This is a genomic window from Pseudomonas sp. 22526 (assembly GCF_052044735.1).
Taxonomy (GTDB): Bacteria; Pseudomonadota; Gammaproteobacteria; order Pseudomonadales; family Pseudomonadaceae; genus Aquipseudomonas; species Aquipseudomonas piscium.
The window spans coordinates 183,248-200,288 of the sequence record NZ_JBQENK010000008.1; the positions used below are offsets into that span (position 1 = coordinate 183,248).

General features: G+C 63.5%; 14 protein-coding genes and 1 riboswitch. Of the genes, 12 read left to right on the forward strand and 2 right to left on the reverse strand.

Going from position 1 to position 17,041, the window contains the following annotated elements; genetic code table 11:
* The first annotated feature begins 11 nt into the window (after window positions 1-11).
* The gene (waaA, locus tag ACTJKT_RS14410) at window positions 12-1,289 is read left to right on the forward strand and encodes a lipid IV(A) 3-deoxy-D-manno-octulosonic acid transferase (protein WP_440787560.1); all 1,278 of its coding nucleotides are present in this window, start codon (window positions 12-14) and stop codon (window positions 1,287-1,289) included.
* 130 nt (window positions 1,290-1,419) lie between these two features.
* Here waaA and ACTJKT_RS14415 read toward each other — a convergent pair whose 3' ends face one another.
* Window positions 1,420-2,859 (reverse strand): TolC family outer membrane protein, encoded by a 1,440-nt coding sequence (locus ACTJKT_RS14415; protein WP_440787561.1) that lies wholly within the window; start codon window positions 2,857-2,859, stop codon window positions 1,420-1,422.
* A 196-nt stretch (window positions 2,860-3,055) separates the two neighbouring features.
* A riboswitch (TPP riboswitch) is annotated at window positions 3,056-3,160 on the forward strand.
* Between the two features lie 175 nt (window positions 3,161-3,335).
* Between ACTJKT_RS14415 and thiC the strand changes: the two genes are divergently transcribed.
* Together thiC and cytX are read left to right on the forward strand one after the other, a co-directional pair.
* Window positions 3,336-5,225, forward strand: a complete 1,890-nt coding sequence (gene thiC, locus ACTJKT_RS14420) for a phosphomethylpyrimidine synthase ThiC (protein ID WP_440787562.1) — start codon at window positions 3,336-3,338, stop codon at window positions 5,223-5,225.
* Between the two features lie 150 nt (window positions 5,226-5,375).
* A complete protein-coding gene (cytX, locus tag ACTJKT_RS14425) occupies window positions 5,376-6,689 on the forward strand; it encodes a putative hydroxymethylpyrimidine transporter CytX (RefSeq protein WP_440787563.1) in 1,314 nt (437 codons plus the stop codon).
* Here cytX and ACTJKT_RS14430 read toward each other — a convergent pair.
* Window positions 6,658-7,404, reverse strand: a complete 747-nt coding sequence (locus ACTJKT_RS14430) for an RsiV family protein (RefSeq protein ID WP_440787564.1) — start codon at window positions 7,402-7,404, stop codon at window positions 6,658-6,660. The two genes, cytX and ACTJKT_RS14430, sit on opposite strands and share 32 nt — an antisense overlap.
* A gap of 223 nt (window positions 7,405-7,627) precedes the next feature.
* Here ACTJKT_RS14430 and ACTJKT_RS14435 point away from each other — a divergent pair, with 223 nt between their 5' ends.
* From ACTJKT_RS14435 to ACTJKT_RS14475, 9 genes are all read left to right on the forward strand, one after another.
* Complete coding sequence (locus ACTJKT_RS14435) at window positions 7,628-8,245, forward strand: NUDIX domain-containing protein (RefSeq protein ID WP_097305828.1); 618 nt, start codon at window positions 7,628-7,630, stop codon at window positions 8,243-8,245.
* Window positions 8,236-8,688, forward strand: coding sequence for a DUF1249 domain-containing protein (locus ACTJKT_RS14440; RefSeq protein ID WP_007921426.1), 453 nt, complete (start codon window positions 8,236-8,238; stop codon window positions 8,686-8,688). The genes ACTJKT_RS14435 and ACTJKT_RS14440 overlap by 10 nt, the downstream gene beginning before the upstream one ends.
* A gap of 99 nt (window positions 8,689-8,787) precedes the next feature.
* The gene (gene cpdA, locus ACTJKT_RS14445; RefSeq protein ID WP_440787565.1) at window positions 8,788-9,603 is read left to right on the forward strand and encodes a 3',5'-cyclic-AMP phosphodiesterase; all 816 of its coding nucleotides are present in this window, start codon (window positions 8,788-8,790) and stop codon (window positions 9,601-9,603) included.
* Window positions 9,604-9,719: 116 nt separating this feature from the next.
* Window positions 9,720-10,328 (forward strand): YqiA/YcfP family alpha/beta fold hydrolase, encoded by a 609-nt coding sequence (locus ACTJKT_RS14450; protein ID WP_007921424.1) that lies wholly within the window; start codon window positions 9,720-9,722, stop codon window positions 10,326-10,328.
* Window positions 10,329-10,370: 42 nt separating this feature from the next.
* Window positions 10,371-12,278 carry a DNA topoisomerase IV subunit B gene (parE, locus tag ACTJKT_RS14455; protein ID WP_440787566.1) on the forward strand — a complete coding sequence of 636 codons (1,908 nt, stop codon included), beginning with the start codon at window positions 10,371-10,373 and terminating at the stop codon, window positions 12,276-12,278.
* Window positions 12,278-13,261, forward strand: a complete 984-nt coding sequence (locus ACTJKT_RS14460) for an esterase-like activity of phytase family protein (RefSeq protein WP_440787567.1) — start codon at window positions 12,278-12,280, stop codon at window positions 13,259-13,261. The genes parE and ACTJKT_RS14460 overlap by 1 nt, the downstream gene beginning before the upstream one ends.
* Complete coding sequence (locus ACTJKT_RS14465; protein ID WP_023970202.1) at window positions 13,258-13,779, forward strand: retropepsin-like aspartic protease family protein; 522 nt, start codon at window positions 13,258-13,260, stop codon at window positions 13,777-13,779. The genes ACTJKT_RS14460 and ACTJKT_RS14465 overlap by 4 nt, the downstream gene beginning before the upstream one ends.
* Window positions 13,780-13,789: 10 nt before the next feature.
* A complete protein-coding gene (gene parC / locus ACTJKT_RS14470; RefSeq protein ID WP_009041892.1) occupies window positions 13,790-16,048 on the forward strand; it encodes a DNA topoisomerase IV subunit A in 2,259 nt (752 codons plus the stop codon).
* 179 nt (window positions 16,049-16,227) lie between these two features.
* A complete protein-coding gene (locus ACTJKT_RS14475; RefSeq protein WP_007921414.1) occupies window positions 16,228-16,941 on the forward strand; it encodes a PqiC family protein in 714 nt (237 codons plus the stop codon).
* Window positions 16,942-17,041 lie beyond the last annotated feature (100 nt).

A 17,041-nucleotide genomic window follows, 5' to 3' on the forward strand; every position in this document is an offset into this window, starting at 1 on the left:
ACTCCGCCGCCATGAATAGAACTCTCTACACCGCGCTGTTTTACCTGGGGCTGCCATTGGTGGCGATTCGTCTGTGGCTGCGGGCGCGCAAGGCGCCGGCCTATGCCAGGCGGGTCGGCGAACGTTTTTCCTGGGGCCTGCCGGCGATGCAGCCAGGCGGTATCTGGGTGCACGCGGTGTCGGTGGGCGAAAGCATCGCTGCCGCGCCGATGATCCGTGCCTTGCTGGCGCGTTATCCACAGCTGCCGATCACAGTCACCTGCATGACCCCCACTGGCTCGGAACGTATCCAGGCGCTGTTCGCCAACGAGCCGCGCATCCAGCACTGCTACCTGCCCTACGACTTGCCTTGCGCCGCCGCGCGCTTCCTCGATCGGGTCCGGCCGAAGCTGGCGGTGATCATGGAAACCGAGCTGTGGCCCAATCACATTCACCAGTGCGCCAAGCGCGGCATTCCCGTGGCGCTGGCCAACGGGCGGTTGTCGGAGCGCTCGGCCCGAGGTTATGGCCGGTTCAACAAACTGACCGCGCCCATGCTCGCGGAAATGAGCCTGTTCGCGGTGCAGACCGAAGCCGAGGCCGAGCGTTTTCGTCAGCTGGGCGCACGGCCGGAAACAGTCGAGGTGACGGGCTCGATCAAGTTCGACCTGAGCATCGACCCGCAACTGCTGGAGCGCGCCGGCGAGCTGCGCCAGCAATGGCAAGCCAGCGAGCGCCCGGTGTGGATCGCCGCCAGTACCCATGAAGGCGAAGACGCGGTGGTGCTGGATGCCCATCGCCAGTTGTTGGCCAGCTACCCGAATGCCTTGCTGATCCTGGTGCCGCGTCACCCGGAGCGGTTCAATCCGGTGTTCGAACTGTGCCGGCAACAGGGCTTCGCCACCATTCGCCGCTCCAGTGCCGAGCCGGTCACCGCCAGCACCTCGGTGCTGCTGGGCGACACCATGGGCGAGCTGCTGTTTCTTTATGCCCTGGCGGACAGCGCCTTTGTCGGCGGTAGCCTGGTGCCCAACGGCGGCCACAACCTGCTGGAGCCGGCGGCCCTGGCCAAGCCGGTGCTGAGCGGGCCGCACCTGTTCAACTTCCTGGAGATCGCGACGATGCTGCGCGAGGCGGGTGCCCTGCAGGAAGTGGACGACGCCTATGGCCTGGCCGTGGCGGTGCAGCGCCTGTTCGAGTTGCCGCGGGATGCGCAGAAGATGGCCGATGCCGGGCTGCGGGTGATGCGCAGCAATCAGGGCGCCCTGCAGCGCTTGCTCGACGGTCTGGGTCGCTTGCTCAAAAACTGATCCGAGCCGCTGCCGCAGGCTGCGATCCTGTCCGAAGGACAGGCAAAAAGGCCACCGCGATTCAGTTGAATGGCGGTGGCCTTTTTTACGACCGTTCCGGTCGATCGCAGCCTACGGCAGCGGCTACAGGTTACTGGCCCGGACGGGCCTTGAGCTGTTCCGCCGCGGCCTTGGCCAGGTCCGGCGGCAGGAAGTCGCGGTCCGGGTTGTAGTCAGCTTTCAGGTAGCGCGACAGGTCCTGCAGGTCGCCCGGGTTGAGGGTGCCGGCGGCTTGCTTGAGGCGCAGGTTGTCGAGGATGTAGTCGTAGCGGCTGTTGTTGTAGTTGCGCACCGAGGTGTACAGCTGGCGCTGGGCATCGAGCACGTCGACGATATTGCGCGTACCGACCTGATAACCGATTTCCGTGGCTTCCACGGCGCTCTGGTTGGAGATGATCGACTGGCGCCGGGCCTGGACCTGCTCGACATCGGTGTTCACCGCGCGGTGCAGGTTGCGGGTGTTTTCCACCACCTGGCGGCGCAGGGCCTCGCGGCGCTGCTCGCTCTGGCTCAGGCGCGAGTAGGACTCGCGGACCTGGGAGCTGGTCAGGCCGCCGCTGTAGATCGGAATGCTCAATTGCAGGCCGATGGTGCGTTGTTCGACGTCGCTGCCGTAGCGCTGGCCCAGTGGGGCCGGGTTGCTGAAGCCGAGGGCGTCGTTGTCGCCTTTCTTGTATTGCGCCACCGCGTCGAGGGTCGGGGCGTGGCCGGCCTTGCGCTGCTTGAGGGTTTCCTCGGCGGCGCTGACCGCGTAGTTGCTGGCCAGCAGGTTGAGGTTCTGCTTGGCCGCGGTATCGACCCAGGCCTTGGCGTCATTCGGAGTCGGTGCCAGCACCGGCAGGCTGTGAACGATGCCCTGGATCGAGTTGTACTGGCGGTTGGTCAGGGTGATCAGGGCCTCGAACGCATCATCCACCTGGCGCTGGGCGAGGATCCGGTTGGCCCGCGCGGTGTCGTAGCTGGCCTGGGATTGCAGGACGTCGGTCTTGTCCGACAGGCCCACGTCGAAGCGCTCGTTGGACTGGTCGAGCTGACGCTTGAAGGCAGCTTCTTCGGCCTTGGTCGAGGCCAGGTTGTCCTGGGCGCGCAGCACCGAGAAGTAGCTCTCGGCGCTTTGCAGGATCAGGTTCTGTTCGGTGGCCGAGAGCTCCAGCGCGGCTTGCTCGTTGACGTCCTTGGCCGCTTGCAGCTGGAACCAGCGGTCGGCGCGGAAAATCGGCTGGGCCAGGGTCGCCTGATACACGGTGCCGCTGCGGGTGGCGGTCATCGAGGGTTCGTCGAACTTGGTCCGGGTGTTGTTCAGGTCGGCACCGGCCGAGAGGTTGGGCAGCAAACCGGCGCGAGCCTGTGGCACCACTTCTTTGCGTGCGTCGTAGTCGGCGCGGGCGGCGGCGAGGTCGGCGTTGTTGTCCACGGCCTCCTGGTAGACGCTGACCAGGTCGGTTTTAGTGGTCAAGGGCGCTTCTGCTGCCCAGGCCATTCCATTGGACGCACAAGACACGGCGATGGCCAGTGAGAGTTTGCGCAGCATTCGGCGATCCCTAGAGTTGATATTACGAGGATAATTCTGGCGCCAAGGCTAAGTCTCGGCCTGTGCAGCGTCAAGGTTCGACGCAACCCACCGAGTGTAGATGCGCCTGCGCAGGGCAACAATCCTGCATTTACGCCATTCATCACGCTGCTTGCCGTGGTGTTGGCGTTCTGTGTCGGCTTTGTCTAGACTGGCCGAGTTCTTGTCGGGGTGCCTTGCTATGAGGCTGAGATCGGATAATCCGGATCCCGTTGAACCTGATCAGGTTAGCGCCTGCGTAGGGAACAAGATTTCTCGTCACCCGGCGAGTCCTCTTGTGCTTCGTCCGGGATGTTGTTCGACAATCGAACACCCCTCGAGCACCAAGCACTGCACCAGCTGGTTTTCGCCCCTGGCTCCAGCTATGGCTGCGTCCGTTCGTTACAGGTTCGCTCCGACAAAAATCCACTGCCTGGATGCTGTCTGGAGAGCCCGTGATGACTACAAAATTAAAAAACGCTACCCACCTGAGCGAATCGGCCAAGGTCGATGAGCAGTCGGTTCAGCCCTTTACCCGCTCGCAAAAAATCTATGTCCAGGGTTCGCGCCCGGACATCCGCGTGCCGATGCGCGAAATCAGCCTCGACGTGACCCCGACCGACTTCGGCGGCGAGATCAATGCGCCCGTCACCGTCTATGACACCTCCGGCCCCTACACCGACCCCAACGTGGTGATCGACGTGCGCAAAGGCCTGGGCGATGTGCGTTCGGCCTGGATCGACGACCGTGGCGACACCGAGCGCCTGCCCGGCCTGAGCTCCAACTTCGGCCAGGAACGCCTCGCCGATCCCGAGCTGACCAAACTGCGCTTCGCCCACGTCAACAACCCGCGCCGGGCCAAGGCCGGGGCCAACGTCAGCCAGATGCACTACGCGCGCAAGGGCATCATCACCGCCGAGATGGAATACGTCGCCATCCGCGAAAACATGAAGTTGCAAGAGGCCCGTGCCGCGGGTCTGCTCGATCAGCAGCACGCCGGCCACAGCTTCGGCGCCAGCATCCCGAAAGAAATCACCCCCGAGTTCGTCCGTGAGGAAATCGCCCGCGGTCGCGCGATCATTCCGGCCAACATCAACCACGTCGAACTGGAACCGATGATCATCGGCCGCAACTTCCTGGTGAAGATCAACGGCAACATCGGCAACAGCGCCCTGGGTTCGTCCATCGAAGAAGAAGTGGCGAAGCTGACCTGGGGCATCCGCTGGGGTTCGGACACCGTCATGGACCTGTCCACCGGCAAGCACATCCACGAAACCCGCGAGTGGATCATCCGCAACTCGCCGGTGCCGATCGGTACTGTGCCGATCTACCAGGCGCTGGAGAAGGTCAACGGCGTGGCCGAAGACCTGACCTGGGAGCTGTTCCGCGACACCCTGATCGAGCAGGCGGAGCAGGGCGTCGACTACTTCACCATCCACGCCGGCGTGTTGCTGCGTTATGTGCCGCTGACCGCCAAGCGTGTGACCGGCATCGTTTCCCGCGGCGGTTCGATCATGGCCAAGTGGTGCCTGGCGCATCACAAGGAAAACTTCCTCTACACCCACTTCGACGAAATCTGCGAAATCATGAAGGCCTACGACGTCAGCTTCTCGCTGGGCGACGGCCTGCGTCCGGGCTCGATTGCCGACGCCAACGACGAAGCGCAGTTCGGCGAACTGGAGACCCTTGGCGAGCTGACCAAGATCGCCTGGAAGCATGACGTGCAGTGCATGATCGAAGGCCCGGGCCACGTGCCGATGCAGTTGATCAAGGAGAACATGGACAAGCAGCTGGAGTGCTGCGACGAGGCGCCGTTCTACACCCTCGGCCCGCTGACCACCGACATTGCGCCGGGCTACGACCACATCACTTCCGGCATCGGCGCGGCGATGATCGGTTGGTTCGGCTGCGCCATGCTCTGCTACGTGACGCCGAAGGAGCACCTGGGCCTGCCGAACAAGGATGACGTGAAGACCGGGATCATCACCTACAAGATCGCTGCCCATGCCGCCGACCTTGCCAAGGGGCACCCGGGCGCGCAGATCCGCGACAACGCCCTGTCCAAGGCGCGTTTCGAATTCCGCTGGGAAGACCAGTTCAACCTCGGCCTCGACCCGGACACCGCACGCGCCTACCACGACGAAACCCTGCCCAAGGATTCGGCCAAGGTCGCGCACTTCTGCTCCATGTGCGGGCCGAAGTTCTGCTCGATGAAGATCACTCAGGAGGTCCGCGAGTACGCGGCCAACCAGCGCATCGAGGCGGTGGACGTGGAGGTCGCCCAGGGCATGGCGGAGCAGGCCGAGCGCTTCAAGCAGGAAGGCAGCCAGTTGTACAAGAAGGTTTGACCCTGCGCGGGTGATCACCTCGCAAGAGGCGATCACTCCCCACTCTGTAGGAGCGAGGCTTGCCCGCGATAGCGTCGAGATTGATACGACGCTATCGCGGGCAAGTCGGATCGCCGCCCGCTTGCTCCTACAGGGGGGATTTTCCCAACGATGTCCCTTCGAGATACACCCTTGAACACATCCAGCAGCACCTATTCTCCCGATCTCGCGGTCCCCGCCGACAGGCGTGTATTCGGCGCGCGCGATCTGTTTTCCCTGTGGTTTTCCCTCGGCATCGGCCTGATGGTGTTGCAGACCGGCGCGCTGCTGGCGCCAGGCCTGGGCCTGTCCGGTGCCTTGCTGGCGATCTTTCTCGGTACGGCGGTCGGCGTCTTGCTGCTCGCGGCGGTCGGGGTGATCGGCAGCGATACCGGCCTGTCGTCCATGGCGGCGCTCAAGCTCAGCCTCGGCACTCGCGGCGCGAGCCTGCCGGCCTTGCTCAACCTGCTGCAACTGGTGGGCTGGGGGTCGTTCGAGATCATTGTCATGCGCGATGCCGCCAGCCTGTTGGGTGGCCGTGCATTCAGCGAAGGCAGCCTGCTGGCCAGTCCTTTGCTCTGGACTCTGTTTTTCGGCGCGCTGGCGACCTTGCTCGCGGTCAGCGGGCCGCTGACCTTTGTGCGCAAGGTCCTGCGCAAGTGGGGCATCTGGCTGCTGTTGGCAGCCTGCCTGTGGCTGACCTGGAACCTGTTCGCCAAGGCCGATCTGGCTGCGCTCTGGGCCCAGGCCGGCGACGGCTCCATGCCGCTCGGCGTGGGGTTCGATATCGCGATCGCCATGCCGTTGTCATGGTTGCCGCTGATCGCCGACTACTCAAGGTTCGGCAAGCGTGCGCGCAATGTGTTTGGCGGTACGGCGCTGGGGTTCTTTATCGGCAACCTGTGGCTGATGAGCCTGGGCGTGGCCTACATCCTGGCCTTTGCGCCGAGCGGTGAAGTCAATGCTCTGTTGCTGGCCCTGGCCGGCGCGGGCCTGGGGATTCCGCTGTTGCTGATCCTGCTGGACGAGTCGGAAAACGCCTTTGCCGATATCCACTCGGCTGCGGTCTCCAGCGGCATTCTACTGCGCCTGAAAGTCGAGCACCTGGCCCTGGCCATTGGCGTGCTCTGCACTCTGATCGCCTGCCTGGCGCCGTTGGCCCAGTATCAGAACTTCCTGTTGCTGATCGGCTCGGTGTTCGCGCCGCTGTTCGGCGTGGTGCTGCTGGATCACTTCATCCTGCGCAAGCGCAGTGCCCAGGTGCTGTCCGTGGGTTTGCGCTGGCCGGCGTTGCTGGCCTGGCTGGGTGGGGTCAGCACTTATCACCTGCTGGCCAACTTCTATCCGGATGTTGGCGCAACCCTGCCGTCACTGGTGTTGGCAGGGCTGCTGCAAGGGCTGCTGGGACGGGCCTTCAGCTACGGCCAGGAAACAGCTCGGGCTTGAGAATGCCGTCCAGGCGGTTGTAAGGGATCTTCAGTTCGATGTGGCCCAGCGCGTAAGGCGCGATCACCGACACGTTGTACTTGAGGATCACGCCGCCGTAGGTCAGCGCCACGTTCGGGGTTTTCTGGAACGGCCAGGTCTTGATGAACTCCGGCTCCTGGTCCAGCTTGGTGCTGATCAGCCAGCTGTTGTGGGCCACCTGGGCGGCCTTCCAGAACGCGGCTTCCTGGCCCGGGCGCAGCATGTCGGACAGGGTCAGTTCCTTGTGCAGCTCGCGGGAGTAGTTGATGAAGCCGCGGCCGGGCGTGCCGTGGGCGCCGCCGGTGTCCAGGTAGCTGGCCAGTTCGATGATCACCAGGCCGTCATGCTGTTCGCGTACCTTGGCTTGCAGGTACATGCTGTTGCGGCTGTCGGCCTCGCGCAGGAACTGCTCCCGATAGGCGCTCAGCGTCGCTGGCACGGCCTGCTCCGCGGTGGTGCGGGTCATCTGCAGCAGGCGCTTTTCAATCAGCGCATCCAGCTGCGGCTCGTCGGCGAAGTGCACGGTGTCGATGTTCACCAGCGGGCAATCCTGGTTGCTGCAGCCGGGCTTGATCTGTTCCGACTTGTCGCTGGTGCTTTGCAGGGGCTTTTGATGGCTGGGTTGGAACAGGCTTTGGCAGGCGCCCAGGGTCAGGGCCAGGCAAGCCACGGAAGCGATTTTAAGAAGCGACATGTGCGTCCTTGATAAACCAGAGGTAGGCAAAAGTTACCGGCTTCGACTGCCTGCGGGGCAATCAGTTCGCCACTAAGCTCAATAGAGGCAATTAGATTAGGTTTGCCCCCTTGCCGTCTATCCCGCTGATGGCAAAGGGGCTGCATCATCGGTCATCGGCGCGTTAGGATGGCGCGATGTCGAGGGGGAGCCTCGGATCTGGCCGCAGGAAACGAGGATTGCTATGACGGACTTTGCCAACACCACGCCGACCACTGTCGATATCCTTCGGCGCGAGAAATGCTTCCAGGGTTTTTATCAGCTCGACCGGGTGCAACTGCGCCACGAGCTGTTTGCCGGTGGCATGGGGCGCGAGATCAGTCGTGAAATCTTTGTCCGTCACGATGCTGTCTGCGTCCTGCCGTACGATCCGCAACGCGATGAAGTGGTCTTGATCGAGCAGTTTCGCGTCGGCGCCATGGGGAAAACCGCGAACCCCTGGTTGATCGAACTGGTCGCTGGTCTGATCGACAAGGACGAGCAGCCGGAAGAAGTTGCTCACCGCGAGGCGCAGGAGGAAGCTGGGCTGACATTCTCCGCACTGTGGCCAATGACCCAGTATTTCCCGTCGCCGGGGGGCAGTACCGAGTTCGTGCACCTGTACCTGGGGCGTTGCGACAGCAGCGGTGCCGGTGGCCTGCACGGGCTGGTGGAAGAGGCGGAGGATATCCGCGTGTCGGTCTGGGCTTTCGAAGACGCACTGCAGGCGGTAAGGGATGGGCGGATTTCCAACGCGGCGAGCATTATTGCCTTGCAATGGCTGGCTTTGAACCGCGTTGAAGTGAGGGGGTTATGGTCGTAAACAAAGTGCGCGATCGCTATCGGGTCGATCTCGTGGGGCTGCAAGCGTCCTGCGAGGCCAACTATGCCCGGTTGATGCGCCTGTTGCCCGACATGCGCAACCAGCCGGTGGCGCGGCGGATCGCGGTGACCCAGGGTGACCAGATGCTCGGCGTGCTGGCGCTGGAGGTGCTGCTGGCCTGTCCTTACACCACCACCCTGCAGGTGCGCCAGGAACACAGCCTGCCCTGGCTGCCGGTGCCGCAGCTGGAAGTGCAGGTCTACCACGACGCGCGCATGGCCGAGGTCATCAGTGCCGAGCACGCCCGGCGCTTTCGTGGCATCTATCCGTATCCGAACGCCTTCATGCACCAGCCGGACGAGAAGGCCCAGCTCAATGTGTTTCTCGGTGAATGGCTGAGCCACTGCCTGGCTTGCGGTCATGAGTTCGAGGCCGTGCGGTAGATGTGAACTGCGTCCGGTTCGCCGGTTTCCTCTTTTGAATTTCCCCCAGCATAATTGCCTCCATTCCTCACTTCCCGTGACACGCCCTGGGAGGCCGCCTTGCCGAGCGCATCCACTCTGACCACCGACGATCCCGTGTTGCTGGTGCAGCTGTCCGACAGCCATCTGTTCGCCGAAGCGGACGGCACGCTGCTGGGCATGAATACCCGCGACAGCCTGCAGCGGGTGATCGAGCTGGTGCTGGAGCAGCAGCCGAAAATCGACCTGATGCTGGCCACGGGCGACCTGTCCCAGGACGGTACGCTGGAGTCCTATCAGCTATTTCGTGACATGACCCGGCAGATTCCGGCACCGGCACGCTGGATTCCCGGCAACCACGACGAGCCGCAAGTCATGGCGCAGGCGGCGACCCAGAGTTCGTTGCTGGCGCCGGTGGTGGACATCGGCAACTGGCGGATAACCCTGCTCGACTCGGCCGTACCGGGTTCGGTACCGGGCTATCTGCAGGACGAGCAGCTGCAGTTGCTCGCCAGCGCCTTGAGCGAAGCCCCCGAGCGCCATCACCTGGTGTGCCTGCACCATCATCCGGTCTCCATCGGTTGTGCCTGGATGGAGCCCATCGGGCTGCGCAATCCGCACGCGCTGTTCGCCGTGCTGGAGCGATTTCCGCAGGCGCGCGCGGTGCTCTGGGGCCATGTGCATCAGGAAATCGACCGTCAGCAGGGGCCTTTGCGCCTGCTGGCGTCGCCCTCGACCTGCATTCAGTTCGAGCCGGGCAGCGAGGATTTCAAGGTCGGCGAAACCGCGCCGGGTTATCGCTGGCTGCGCCTGCTGCCCGATGGGCGCCTGGAAACCGGTGTCGAGCGGGTCACCGGCTTCGACTTCGAGGTCGATTACGGCAGCGACGGCTACTGATTCCGGCCCAGGGCCGTAGTCTGCGGCGGCAGGACAAAGGGATACACCTGAACACAAGTCAAGCGGCGATACACCCTGTAAACTGCGCCTTTTTGCACGATGCAAAGGGAGTGCGCATGTCCGGTTCGATCCTGTATATCCACGGCTTCAACAGCGCACCGGCGTCGAAGAAAGCCAGCCAGCTGATCGCCGTCATGGAGGCGATCGGCCGCGGCGAACAGCTGCGTGTGCCAGCCCTGCATCATCATCCGCGCGAGGCCATTGGCCAGTTGGAGCAGGCGATTGCCGAACTCGGACGGCCGCTGCTGGTCGGCAGCTCTCTCGGCGGCTACTATGCCACTCACCTTGCCGAGCGCCACGGCCTGAAAGCCCTGCTGATCAACCCCGCGGTCAGTCCGCACCGGATGTTCGACGGCTTTCTGGGCACGCAGACCAACCTCTATACCGGGGAAACCTGGGAATTGACCCACGACCACGTGACGGCCCTGGCCGAACTGGAAGTGCCGGCGCCCCAGGACCCGCAGCGGTTCCAGGTCTGGCTGCAGACAGGTGACGAGACGCTGGACTATCGCAGCGCCCAGCTGTATTACCGAGCCTGTGCCTTGCGCATCCAGGCCGGCGGCGACCATAGTTTCCAGGGTTTTGCTGGACAATTGCCGGCGTTGTTGAATTTTGCCGGCATCGGCCCGGATCAGTACCAGGCGATCGATTTCACCTCGCTGTGAACCCTCGCTTCTATTTCATTGAACGACTAACGACGAGACCCCATGGCCACTCCCAGCGCTAGCTCTTATAACGCAGACGCCATCGAAGTCCTCTCGGGCCTCGACCCGGTGCGCAAACGCCCGGGCATGTACACCGACACCACCCGGCCGAACCACCTCGCCCAGGAAGTCATCGACAACAGTGTCGACGAAGCCCTGGCGGGGCACGCGAAGTCGATCCAGGTCATCCTGCATGCCGATCATTCCCTGGAAGTGTCCGATGACGGTCGCGGCATGCCGGTGGACATTCACCCCGAAGAGGGCGTGTCCGGCGTCGAGCTGATCCTCACCAAGCTCCATGCGGGCGGCAAGTTTTCCAACAAGAACTACCAGTTCTCCGGCGGTCTGCACGGGGTGGGTATTTCCGTGGTCAACGCTCTGTCGAACCAGGTGCGGGTGCGGGTCAAGCGGGACGGCAACGAATACCAGATGACCTTCGCCGACGGTTTCAAGGCCACCGAGCTGGAAGTGGTCGGCAGCGTCGGCAAGCGCAATACCGGGACCAGCGTGTACTTCTCCCCGGATCCGAAATACTTCGATTCGCCAAAATTCTCCGTCAGCCGCCTCAAGCATGTGCTCAAGGCCAAGGCCGTGTTGTGCCCGGGGCTGCTGGTCAGCTTCGAAGACAAAGGCACCGGCGAGAAGGTCGAGTGGCATTACGAAGACGGCCTGCGCTCCTATCTGGTGGACGCGGTCAGCGAATTCGAACGCCTGCCGGCCGAGCCTTTCTGCGGCAGCCTGGCGGGTAACAAGGAAGCGGTGGACTGGGCCCTGCTGTGGTTGCCGGAAGGCGGCGACAGCGTGCAGGAAAGCTACGTCAACCTGATCCCGACCGCCCAGGGCGGGACCCACGTCAACGGTTTGCGCCAGGGTCTGCTGGACGCCATGCGTGAGTTCTGCGAGTTCCGCAACCTGCTGCCGCGCGGCCTGAAGCTGGCGCCGGAAGACGTCTGGGAGCGTATCGCTTTCGTACTGTCGATGAAGATGCAGGATGCGCAGTTCTCCGGCCAGACCAAGGAACGCTTGTCGTCCCGTGAGGCGGCAGCTTTCGTTTCGGGCGTGGTCAAGGACGCGTTCAGCCTGTGGCTCAACGCCAACCCGGAGTTGGGCATGCAACTGGCGGAGCTGGCCATCAGCAACGCCGGTCGTCGCCTCAAGGCCAGCAAGAAGGTCGAGCGCAAGCGCATTACCCAGGGCCCGGCACTGCCAGGCAAGCTGGCGGACTGCGCCGGCCAGGACCCGATGCGTTCCGAGCTGTTCCTGGTGGAAGGTGATTCCGCCGGCGGTTCGGCCAAGCAGGCGCGGGACAAGGAATTCCAGGCGATCCTGCCGCTGCGCGGCAAGATCCTCAACACCTGGGAAGTCGACGGCAGCGAAGTGCTGGCCAGCCAGGAAGTGCACAACATCGCCGTGGCTATCGGGGTCGACCCGGGCGCCGAGGACATGAGCCAGCTGCGCTACGGCAAGATCTGCATCCTCGCCGACGCCGACTCCGACGGCTTGCACATCGCGACGTTGCTCTGCGCGCTGTTCGTCCAGCATTTCCGTCCGCTGGTGGATGCCGGCCACGTCTACGTGGCGATGCCGCCGCTATACCGCATCGACCTGGGCAAGGAGATCTACTACGCCCTCGACGAGGCCGAGCGCGACGGCATCCTCGATCGCCTGGTGGCCGAGAAGAAGCGGGGCAAGCCGCAGGTCACCCGATTCAAGGGCCTGGGTGAAATGAACCCGCCGCAACTGCGCGAAACCACCATGGACCCGAACACCCGGCGCCTGGTGCAGTTGACCCTCGGTGAGGACTTCGCCGCGACTTCGGAAATGATGGACATGCTGCTGGCGAAGAAACGCGCCGGCGATCGCAAGAGCTGGCTGGAGTCCAAGGGCAACCTGGCCGAGGTTCTGGCCTGATGCGCAGAGGCTTTGCCCTGGCGTTACTGCTATTGGCAACCTCGGCGATGGCCGACCCCTTGCCCGAGTTGAGGCTGCTGGCCGAGCATCCGGTGGATGGCATGCGCGGCGGCAACCTGTCGGGGCTGGCGTTGTGCGGCAAGGAGCTGTGGACGGTCTCCGACCGCGACGATGACCAGATCTATCGGCTCGATACCAGCGACCGGGTCTGGCAGGCTGAAACCGTGCGCATCGACGTGCCGCCGGTGCCGGACAGCGGTTTGCCCTGGGGCTTGAACTCACGCACCTGGGTCGCTTCGTTCGTGCGCGGCGGCGACCTGGATTTCGAGGGCATCACCTGCGACAGCGTCGGCAACAAGTATGTGGTCAGCGAGTCCCATGCGGCGGTGTTGCAGCTGGCGCCGACGGGGTCGGCCGCCTGGCTGAAGATTTCGCCGATCATGGTGCGCGAGGCGCGGGCCAGCGGTATGTTGCTGCACTTCAATGCCTTGCTCGAAGGCCTGGCGGTCAACCCGGCCGGCGACAAGATCTGGCTGGCCGCCGAGCGCGAGCGCCGCGGGCTGCTGTTGATCAAGCGCCAGCAGAGTGTCTGGGACTGCGACGGCGGCTGTGTGCTGCTCAGCGAGGCCGGGTTGGAAATGCAGCCGCCGCAGATGCCCAAGGCCAAGGCGGTGTCCCGGGATTTCGCCGACCTGTCGCTGTTCGAGGGCAAGCTGTTCACCCTCGAACGCAATGCGTTTCAGGTCTGTCGTCGTGATGCGTCGACGGCCAAGGTCGAGCGTTGCTGGTCGTTTGCCGCCGAGGCGCTGCAGGAAAACCGGCGTTATCCACAGGCCTATGGCCTGACCGAGGCACTGGTGGTGGATGCCGACGGCGCCTGGATCGGTGTGGATAACAACACCGGGGCCCGTGCCGATGGTGAAAAACGCCCGATTGTCTGGCGCTTCGCCGCGCCCGAGGGCGGTTGGGGGGGCAAACCGTGAGCCAGCAGCCACCGGGCAAACGTGCCGGGCGCGTGCTGCTGGTGCTGGCCTGGGGCGCCGGGCTGTTCCTGGCGACACGGTTTTTCGGCGAGTGGGAGCAGCGTCAGGAGAACCCCAATGCTGTCGTCACTTCGCAACAACATGAGGGTTACATCGAAGTGAAACTGGTCGGCAACGGCCAGGGGCATTTCGTCGCCAGCGGCCAGATCAACGGCCAGCCGGTGAATTTCATGCTCGATACCGGAGCGACCGATGTGTCGATCCCGTCCGGGCTGGCCGAGCGTCTCGGCCTGGAGAAGGGCGCCCCGGTGACCCTGAGTACCGCCAATGGTCGTAGCGAGGGTTATCGAACCCGCCTCGACCGCCTGCAGCTGGGCGATATCGTCCTGCGGGATGTCCGTGCGCTGGTCGCGCCGGGCCTGGGCGGCGATCAGGTGTTGCTGGGCATGAGCGCTTTGAAAAAACTTGAATTTACCCAGCGCGGCGGCACCTTGCTGCTGCGCCAGACAACGAACTGATGAGGCCCGCATGAGCGACTCCCTGGATCTCAGCCTGGATGGCGTAGAACGCCGATCGCTGGCTGACTTCACCGAAAATGCCTACCTCAACTACTCCATGTACGTGATCATGGACCGTGCTTTGCCGCATATCGGCGACGGCCTGAAACCGGTACAGCGGCGTATCGTCTACGCCATGAGTGAGCTGGGGCTGGATGCCGATTCCAAGCACAAGAAGTCCGCCCGTACGGTCGGTGACGTGCTGGGTAAGTTCCACCCCCACGGCGACTCGGCCTGCTACGAAGCCATGGTGCTGATGGCGCAGCCGTTCAGCTACCGCTACACCCTGGTGGATGGCCAGGGTAACTGGGGTGCGCCGGACGATCCCAAGTCCTTCGCCGCCATGCGTTACACCGAGGCGCGCCTGTCGCGTTACTCCGAAGTCCTGCTCAGCGAGCTGGGCCAGGGCACCGCGGACTGGGGGCCGAACTTCGACGGTACCTTGCAGGAACCCCTGGTATTGCCGGCACGTTTGCCGAACATCCTGCTCAATGGCACTACCGGCATCGCCGTGGGCATGGCCACTGACGTACCGCCGCACAACCTGCGGGAAGTCGCTACCGCCTGCGTGCGCCTGCTGGACGAGCCCAAGGCCACGGTCGAACAGCTCTGCGAGCACATTCAGGGCCCGGACTACCCGACTGAAGCGGAAATCATCACGCCGCGCGCGGACCTGCTGAAAATCTACGAAACCGGTCGCGGTTCGGTGCGCATGCGTGCCGTCTATCGCATCGAGGATGGCGACATCATCGTCACCGCGCTGCCGCACCAGGTCTCCGGCGCCAAGGTGCTGGAGCAGATCGCCGCGCAGATGCAGGCCAAGAAGCTGCCGATGGTCGCCGACCTGCGTGACGAGTCGGACCACGAGCACCCCTGCCGGATCGTGATCATTCCGCGCTCCAACCGGGTCGATCCCGACGAGCTGATGCAGCATCTGTTCGCCACCACCGAGCTGGAATCCAGCTACCGGGTCAACGTCAACATCATCGGCCTGGACGGCAAGCCGCAGCTGAAGAACCTGCGCGCCCTGCTGGTGGAATGGCTGGAGTTCCGCGTACTGACGGTGCGCCGCCGCCTGCAGTTCCGCTTGGACAAGGTCGAGCGTCGCCTGCACCTGTTGGACGGCTTGCTGATCGCCTACCTCAACCTGGATGAAGTGATCCACATCATTCGTACCGAGGACCAGCCGCGGGCCAAGCTGATCGAGCGTTTCGCCCTGAGCGAAGTGCAGGCCGACTACATCCTCGATACCCGCCTGCGTCAGTTGGCGCGGCTGGAAGAGATGAAGTTGCGCGCCGAGCAGGACGAACTGCTCAAGGAGCAGGCCAAGCTGCAAGCCCTGCTCAACAGTGAAGCCAAGCTGAAGAAGCTGGTGCGCACCGAATTGCTGCAGGACGCTGAAACCTACGGTGACGACCGTCGTTCGCCAATCGTCGAGCGCGCGGAGGCCAAGGCCCTGTCGGAAAACGAGCTGATGCCGACCGAGCCGGTCACCATCGTTCTGTCGGAAAAAGGTTGGGTGCGCTGCGCCAAAGGGCATGATATCGACGCCACGGGCCTGTCCTATAAGGCTGGTGACGGCTTCAAGACCTCGGCCATCGGGCGTTCCAATCAGTTTGCAGTGTTTATCGACTCCACCGGGCGCAGTTATTCGGTGGCGGCACATACGCTGCCATCGGCCCGTGGCCAGGGCGAGCCGCTGACCGGACGCCTGACGCCGCCACCTGGCGCCAGTTTCGAATGCGTACTGCTGCCGGACGACGAGGCGCTGTACGTGATTGCGTCCGACGCGGGTTACGGCTTCGTGGTCAAGGGCGAGGATCTGCAAGCCAAGAACAAGGCCGGCAAGGCGCTGTTGAGCCTGCCGAACAACGCCAAGGTGTTGTTGCCGCGGCCGGTGAGCGATCGTGAACAGAACTGGCTGGCATCGGTGACCACCGAAGGGCGTTTGCTGGTGTTCAAGATCAGCGACCTGCCGCAACTGGGCAAAGGCAAGGGCAACAAGATCATCGGGATTCCGGGTGAGCGGGTGGCCAGTCGCGAGGAGTATGTGACCGATATCGCGGTACTGCCGGAAGGCGCGACATTGGTGCTGCAGGCCGGAAAACGTACCCTGTCGCTCAAGGCCGATGACCTCGAACATTACAAGGGCGAACGCGGTCGCCGGGGTAACAAGCTGCCACGAGGCTTCCAGCGAGTGGATGCGTTGTTGGTAGAAACTCTCAATTGATGCGGTCTAGAGCGTCCGATCTGCGATTTAACCGGTAGATCGGCGCTACAACACTGGAGTCATGGCGCATATTCACGGATGATATGCGCTTTCAAGCGCCGGCGTGGCTGAGCGTTATTCAGGGTTATTTTGAGTATTTACACTGTGGCTAGCCTTGTGGCCGCCACCTGGATGGGATGATGACTGCTCTGCGCCTTCCTCTTGTTTTCTTGCTCGCTGGCGTTCTTGGCCTGGCGGGTTGCAGCGTACACCAGCCGGTGTCGCTGTATCAGCTGGACAGCGGAAGTCCAGCTCAACCGGCACAAAGTGCCGGCATGGCCGTATTGCTGGGCCCGGTACTGGTTGCCGACTACCTGCAACGTGAAACCTTGCTGCAACGTCAGAACGACGGCAGCCTGCAGGCTTCGACCGACGGTCGCTGGGCTGGCAGCCTGTCTTCCGATATCGATCAGTTGCTGTTGCGCCAGGTTGCCGGTCAGCTGGACAGCCAGCGTGTAGTGCTGGCGCCGGCGAGCACTGGCTTCACCCCGGATGTGCAGGTGCTGCTGTCGATCACTCGCCTGGATTCGGGCGCGTCGCAACCGGCGGTTCTCGATGCGCAATGGCGCCTGATCGATCGCCGTGGGCAGGTTCGCGACAACCGTATCGTTCATCTGCAGGAACAACATGCCGGTACCACCGCGTCCCAGGTCCAGGCCCAGGGTGTATTGCTGCAACGCCTGGCCGAGCAGCTGTCGGGTGCCCTCAAGCCGCTGGCCAACCAGCCTACGGTAGCCGAGGTGCCACGCAAGGCGGCGCCTGCACCGGCGGCAAAACCGGCCGAGCAGGAGAAGCAGCCGAAGATTCCGATGGCCACACCTATCCGCACGGATATGGAAGTGTTCCGCTTCTGAGTGTTGCGGTTTCAGGACAAAGCCCGCTGATCAGCGGGCTTTGTCGTTTCTGGAGAGTTGTTCGGGAGCTCTGCGGTGTTCTGCAGATTGTTATCGCGGG